The sequence below is a fragment of the Nocardia sp. N2S4-5 genome (assembly GCF_044628355.1).
Classification (GTDB): domain Bacteria; phylum Actinomycetota; class Actinomycetes; order Mycobacteriales; family Mycobacteriaceae; genus Nocardia; species Nocardia wallacei_B.
Genome location: NZ_JBIUPM010000001.1, coordinates 801,510 through 807,531, shown reverse-complemented (window position 1 = coordinate 807,531; position 6,022 = coordinate 801,510). Strand labels below are relative to the sequence as shown.

At 68.4% G+C, this 6,022-nt stretch carries 9 protein-coding genes; 2 read left to right on the top strand and 7 right to left on the bottom strand.

Annotation, left to right across the window (positions count from 1 at the left end):
* Positions 1–222: 222 nt before the first annotated feature.
* The 7 genes from ACFMRZ_RS03690 to ACFMRZ_RS03660 form a co-directional block, all read right to left on the bottom strand.
* Positions 223–1,239, bottom strand: a complete 1,017-nt coding sequence (locus tag ACFMRZ_RS03690; RefSeq protein ID WP_400177914.1) for an alpha/beta hydrolase — start codon at positions 1,237–1,239, stop codon at positions 223–225.
* 113 nt (positions 1,240–1,352) lie between these two features.
* Positions 1,353–2,081 carry an anti-sigma factor domain-containing protein gene (locus ACFMRZ_RS03685; protein WP_400177913.1) on the bottom strand — a complete coding sequence of 243 codons (729 nt, stop codon included), beginning with the start codon at positions 2,079–2,081 and terminating at the stop codon, positions 1,353–1,355.
* Entirely contained in the window at positions 2,074–2,718 is a 645-nt protein-coding gene (sigK, locus tag ACFMRZ_RS03680; protein ID WP_400177912.1) for an ECF RNA polymerase sigma factor SigK, read from the bottom strand. Before sigK ends, ACFMRZ_RS03685 begins: the two co-directional genes overlap by 8 nt.
* 142 nt (positions 2,719–2,860) lie before the next feature.
* Entirely contained in the window at positions 2,861–3,457 is a 597-nt protein-coding gene (locus ACFMRZ_RS03675; protein WP_400177911.1) for a sigma-70 family RNA polymerase sigma factor, read from the bottom strand.
* Positions 3,458–3,613: 156 nt separating this feature from the next.
* Entirely contained in the window at positions 3,614–4,273 is a 660-nt protein-coding gene (locus ACFMRZ_RS03670) for a GAP family protein (protein ID WP_400177910.1), read from the bottom strand.
* A gap of 136 nt (positions 4,274–4,409) precedes the next feature.
* Positions 4,410–4,745, bottom strand: coding sequence for an Lsr2 family protein (locus tag ACFMRZ_RS03665; protein ID WP_280272980.1), 336 nt, complete (start codon positions 4,743–4,745; stop codon positions 4,410–4,412).
* Positions 4,746–4,850: 105 nt separating this feature from the next.
* Positions 4,851–5,216, bottom strand: coding sequence for a cytochrome P450 (locus tag ACFMRZ_RS03660; RefSeq protein ID WP_400177909.1), 366 nt, complete (start codon positions 5,214–5,216; stop codon positions 4,851–4,853).
* Between ACFMRZ_RS03660 and ACFMRZ_RS03655 the strand changes: the two genes are divergently transcribed.
* Positions 5,215–5,550, top strand: a complete 336-nt coding sequence (locus tag ACFMRZ_RS03655) for a hypothetical protein (RefSeq protein ID WP_400177908.1) — start codon at positions 5,215–5,217, stop codon at positions 5,548–5,550. The genes ACFMRZ_RS03660 and ACFMRZ_RS03655 overlap by 2 nt on opposite strands.
* Positions 5,551–5,628: 78 nt before the next feature.
* A complete protein-coding gene (locus ACFMRZ_RS03650; RefSeq protein WP_400177907.1) occupies positions 5,629–5,865 on the top strand; it encodes a hypothetical protein in 237 nt (78 codons plus the stop codon).
* The last annotated feature ends 157 nt before the right edge of the window (positions 5,866–6,022 follow it).

The window sequence follows — 6,022 nt, the reverse complement described above, 5'->3', positions numbered from 1 at the left end:
TCCTATCGACGGAACGAGAAGGAAGAGACTGTTACACATGAGCAACCGTCGCGCAGGTCCTCTCGAACCTCCGCGACAGTGCCCAATGATGATTCGTGCCACCAGGCGATCCGGTTTGGTTCACAGTGGAAACAAGTCTCGAATCCGGCCGATTCCGAAGCGATTCCCGCCCCTGGCAACCACCGAACAAACCATCCGGCCGCCACATCTGTCAACTTGTGGCTAACCGAGCGATCGCGCCAGGAACGGCCAGGAGACGCGCAGATCGTCCTCCCAGTAGCCCCATGAGTGCGTACCGACGGGTCGGTCGTCGAAGGTCACCGGAATGTCCAGCTCGTTCAACCGGTTCGTGAGATTGACTGTGCAGTAGTGGATCGCCGCCTCGATCGGCCCGCCGAAAGCGATCTGCACCGGCAGCGGAATCCGGCCCTCCCGCACCCGCCGATCACCGGGGGTGTCGTGCGGCGGCGCCGGAATCCCGCTGCCCGCACTCAGATAGACGGCGGTCCCGCGCAACCGGTCCGCATTGAGCAGCGGATCGTTGGCCCGCCACAGCGGCCCGCCAGCCGGGCCCCACATGTTCTCCACGCTCTGCCCGCCGCCCCAGTTCTCCACCGTGAGCCGGACGAACTCGTGCCCGATGGGATCGGAGGTCTGCGCGCAACCGCTGTAGGACGCCACGCTCTTCCAGAAGCCGGGCTTGGCGATCGCCAGGTTCAGAACGGAGGTGCCACTCATCGATACCCCGGCCAGCGCTCGGTTGCCGTCGGCCGAAAGGTAGTCCTCGATGATCGGCGGCAGTTCGTCGTTGAGGAAGGTCTGCCATCGGTTGTGCCCCAGGACGGCGTCGTCGCGTATCCAGTCGGTGTAGTAGGAGTTGCTCCCGCCGAACGGCGTCACCACGTTCACGTTCTTGTCCCGCAGGAAATCGAACGCGTCGGTCTGCACATCCCATCCGCTCTCGTTGGGCCCGCCCCCGGAGCCGTTGAGCAGGTACAGCGTGGGTCGCGAACGGTCCGCGGCGCGGACGACCTGCACCGGAATCGGCCGGTTCATCGCGGCCGAGAAGACCAGCACCGTCTGCTGTCGGTCGTTCACGTCCGCCACCGAGACCACGCCGGGCGTTTCGGGCCCCGCAGCCGCGGTGGTGGTGCCGCCGGCCGCGCCGGCCGCGGCCAGCGCACCGGCCAGTACCCATCGCGTGATCCGTGTCCGTCTCGATCGCTGTGTGTCCACCATCAGCCCCTCGTAGTCGAGTCGTCGGCGCTTTTCGCGACGAGTTCGCGAGGGGTTCGTGCCGGTGGGCCTTCAGGTTTGGAGATGCCGCGGATCCGATCGCCGCGGCGCGGCCGTCAGGTGAGTGGCACGCCCGCGATGGGCTCGGTGGTCGGTGCGGGCGAGCCGCCCGCCGGTTCGATCGAGAGCGCGAGTTGGACGGCGTCACCGAAACGCAGGAGCAGCGGCGCCTGCGCGCCGGGCAGACCGGGCAGCACGCCGGCCGAACGGACCTGGCCCGCCGGCGAGATCAGCCACAGCTGATACGTGCGGTCCGCCGGTGGGTTCGGCACGGTCTCGAAGGAAACGACGGCCGCGTCCAGCCGGCGCGACATGTGCACGGTGACGGTACCGCCGCCCGTCACCGGCGCGACGCTCTCACGGCCGTCCGGCTGTGCGTCGATCTGCTCGGCGGTGATCGCGCCCGCGTCGTGGGATTGACTGCGGTACACCGCGATTCCGGCGCCCGCTCCGACGGCGACCACGATCGCCGCGGCGGCCGCGAGCCACCGCATGCGGAGGGCAGGCCCGACCGCGAGTACCGGGTCCGCCGCGCCGTCGAGATGGAGGTCGAGCGCTCGCTGCACCCTCGCCTCGAGATCCGGGGGCGCGGGCACGGCATCGACGATGGTCATCGTCGCCAGCGTCTCGCGCAGGTCGTGCACGGTGGCACGGAAGTCGTCGGCGACGCTCTCCGGCGCGTCCTCGAGGCGCCGCTCGACGACGCGCCGCTCGTCGGCGGACAACGCGTCGAGCGCGTACGGGTACGCCAGTTCGAGCAGGTCGGCATCGTCGTGGTCAGGCATCGCGCACCGATCCTGTCAAGCAGTTCCGTAGTTTTCTGAGGCCGTCCCGAATCCGTGTCTTCACGGTGTTCAGCGGGACGTCCAGGTGGTCGGCCACCTCGGCATAGGTGCGGCCGCCGTAGTACGCGAGAGCGACTGTCTCACGCTGGATTTCAGTGAGCGTTGCGAGGCAGGACACGACCGCACGTTCGTCCGAGCGCTGGCCGACCGTCTCGGCGACGGTGTCGTGGTCGCGCCCCAGCTGCCGCTGCCCGTAGGCGAGATCCCTTGTGGTGGCGGAGGTTTCGGCCCTAACCCGGTCGACGGCGCGGCGATGGGTGAGCATCATGAGCCACCCGATCGGACTGGCCAGGCGAGTGTCGTACTGGGCGGCCGCCTTCCACACATGGAGATAGACCTCCTGAGCGATCTCCTCGGCCAGCGCGGGCCGCCGCAGGATGCGCAGCGCCAGTCCGTACACGCGGTGCTGGGTCGAGCGGTAGAGCTCGGTGAACGCCTGCCGATCGCCGACCGCGACGCCCTTCAGCAGTTCGGCGAGCCGATCGGCGGCGTCCCGGTCGGGCGCCGGACAGGCGTCCGATTCGAAGCCGTCATCGAGACGGCCGATGCCGACCGAAATGCGGCGCTCATCCGCCATAGCGTGGTATCTCCAGAGGTAGAGGTGTCCCGGCGGCAGTGCCGATGCTGTCGGTCGCGCGCGACCGGCGGACCGGCCTCCTCTCGCCTCGCACCTTACCCCGAGCACCGACGCGCTCACCGGGTCTGCCCGGCGGCGCAACTCATGCCGTTCCGGATTCGGCCAGCCCGGCGGCGAGCCGCTTGAGACCCTCACGGATGCGCGCTTTCACGGTGGCCAGCGGCGTCTGCAGGCGCTCGGACACCTGCAGATAGGTGAGCCCGCCGTAGTAGGCCAGCACGATGCTCTCGCGCTGCAACGCGGTCAGGGTGTGCAGGCAGCGCCGCACCGCTTGTTCGTCCAGATGTTGTTCGACGGTCTCGGACACCACGTCGTGCGAGCGACCCGACTGCACCTGGCCGAACACCGATTCGCGCCCGGCGGCGGCGCGGTCGACCCGGATGCGGTCGACCACCCGCCGATGGGTCAGCATCATCAGCCAGCCCATCGGGCTCGACATCCCCGGGTCGTACCGGCCGGCCAGCGACCACACCTGGATGTACACCTCTTGGGCGACATCTTCGGCTGTCGCCGGATTGCGCATCATTGATAACGCCAAGCCGAAGACGCGGTGAGTGGTGTGCCGGTAGAAGACCGCGAACGCGTCGCGGTCTCCGTTGCCCGTCGCGGCGAGCAGGTCCGCGAGACGCGGTCGAGGATCTTGGACAAGTAGTTCAGCGGCCGTGCTCACTTCGTTCATCAGAGTGGTACCTGCAGCTTTCGCCGAATCAGCGTCCGGACGCCGCCGGCGCATGATTCGCTCGTTCCTTCGTGGTACGCGGGCGAGTCATTCGGAAGGGCTTCGAACAGCCCGGCCGGATGGTTTGGTCACGAAGGGAACAGATTCAGCCGCGGGTCACAGGCCCGCGATGCCCTTGCCCGCCACCACCGCGCCCATCACGAGTAACACCACGGCCATGACGGCGTGGTTGTTGTCCTGCAACCAGATTCGGGCCGAGTCGAGGGTGCCGCGGAGACGGTCGGCCGCGATCGCGTAGCCGAGGACCACGACCAGCACGCTCGCCGCTGCGATCGCCGTGAATACCAGGACCGCCCCCACCTTGCCGCTCGCACCCAGGTCACCGGTGCCCACGGCGACGCCCGCCGACAGGCACAGCAGCAGGTTCTTCGGATTGACCGCCGACAGCAGCACGCCCAGCCCGGCCGCCTTGGTCGCGGTGAGCTGGTCGATGGCCCGCATCCAGCCCGGCGGCGTCGTATCGGCGCGGCCGCGCCATTGCGCGACGGCCAGCGCCACGAGCAATACTCCGAGCACGATTTTGATCCAGGCGGCCGCCGTGGACGGCTCACGACCGCCGGTATTCCCGAGCAGTCCGGACAACGCGGTCACCGCCGCGGTCACGCCGCCGATGCCCACCACCCAGCCGACCGCGAAGCCGCCACCGGCGCCCCCACCGTGCTTCGACAGGATCATCAGGATGGCCGCGACCACGGGAATCGGCGAGATCGCGACCCCGACCGCCAGCGGTAGCAGTTCGCCGAGCACCGGACCCATCGCGGAACCCCTGTCGTCGCGACTCCTCGCCGTTCGAGAAGCGATGCGGCTGGATTCGATCACGAGGTCCGCGCGGCGACCTCACCCGACGAGGATGAACCGCCGTGCGCGGACCCCGTGACCGAGCCCGCGGACGTCAGGAATTCTTGTTGTACGCCGCCACCACATCCGCCTGGATGCGGCCGCGGCTCGACACGTTGTAGCCGTTGCGCCGGGCCCAGTCCCGGATCGCCGCCGTCTGCTCGCGATCGGTCGACGAACGCGCCACCACACTGCTCTTGCCCTTGGGAATGCGGCCGACCTTCCGCGCCGGCCCCGCCCACTGCTCGAACACCTCACGCAGCTTGCCGGCATTCTGCACCGACAAGTCGATCTCGTACTCCACGCCGTCGACAGCGAACCGCACCGTCTCCTTCGCCTCGGACTTGCCGTCGTAGTCGTCCACCAGCTCGACGATGACTTTCCGTGCCATACACCCGCCTCTTTCGCCGAAGTACAAGAACGACAACACTAAACCGGGAACGAATCGGATAACAATTCCGGGGCGGATATCCCGAATTCGCGGGGCACGGCCGCGCTACCAGTCGACCAGCAATTCCGTCAGGCCGCCGTTGAGCTTGTCGGTATACAGCTGGACGGCCTCCGCCGGGCGGGCCAACCGCAGTCCGGGGAGTCGCCGGGGTAGTTCGGTGAAGACCACATTCAACTCGGCGCGGGCCAGGTTGGCCCCGATGCAGTGGTGTGCGCCGTGCCCGAAAGCGATGTGCGGGTTCGGGTTCCGGGCCGGGTCGAATTCGTCGGGAGTGTCGAACACGTTCGGGTCCCGATTGGCGGCGGCCGGGGCGATGACGACCAATTCGCCCTTCTCGATGGTGACCCCGCCGACCTCCAGCGGTTCGAGCGCGTGCCGCGGATGGATGGCGTTGTCCGACGGTGCGGCCATGCGGAGGATTTCCTCCACGGCGCTCGGCACGGATTCGGGGTGCGTGCGGCCGCCGATACCGGGCGGGCTCGGCGAGCAGGAACAAGGTGCCGAAGTCGATGCGGCCGACGGTCGTGGTCTGCCCGGCGAACAACAGCACCGCCGCGGTCCGGGCGATCAGGGTGGCGTCCAGGCCCTCGGCGGACTCGGCGGCGATGAGATCGGACACCACGTCCGTACCCGGTTCCCGGCGCTTGCGATCCACCAGATCCATCATGTAGGCGAACAGTTCGTTCGTCGCCCGCACGCCCGCCGCGGGATCGTCGAGCAGTCCGATGGCATCACACCACGGTAGGAACCGGTCCCGGTCGCCGGTCGGGATGCCGACGATCTCGCAGATCACCGCCACGGGCAGCGGCACGGAGAACTCCGCGTGCAGGTCCAGCGGACGGGGCCGCTCCCGCAGCAGATCGATGTACTCCTCGACCAGTTCGCCGATCCGGTGCCGCAGCCGCTGCATCCGGCGCGCCGAGAACGCCGGAGCCAGCAGCTTTCTGATGTTCGCGTGGTCGGTCTGCTCGTGCGAGCGGTCGGCCGGCACATGCGCGCCCGAGGACGAGGTGGTGAATTTGCGGTCCTGGTTCGGGTCGTCGGGGTGGATGCGGATTAGCCGGGGATCGGCGAACAATCGTTTGGCCAGTTCGTAATCCGTCACCAGCCAGGCCTCGTACCCGGCCTGGGTGACGATGCGCGCTACGGGAGTCTCCGCGCGCAAGGCGGCATACAGGGGCGCGAGTTCCAGTGCGCTGGCGCGCGGGAACGGCAGC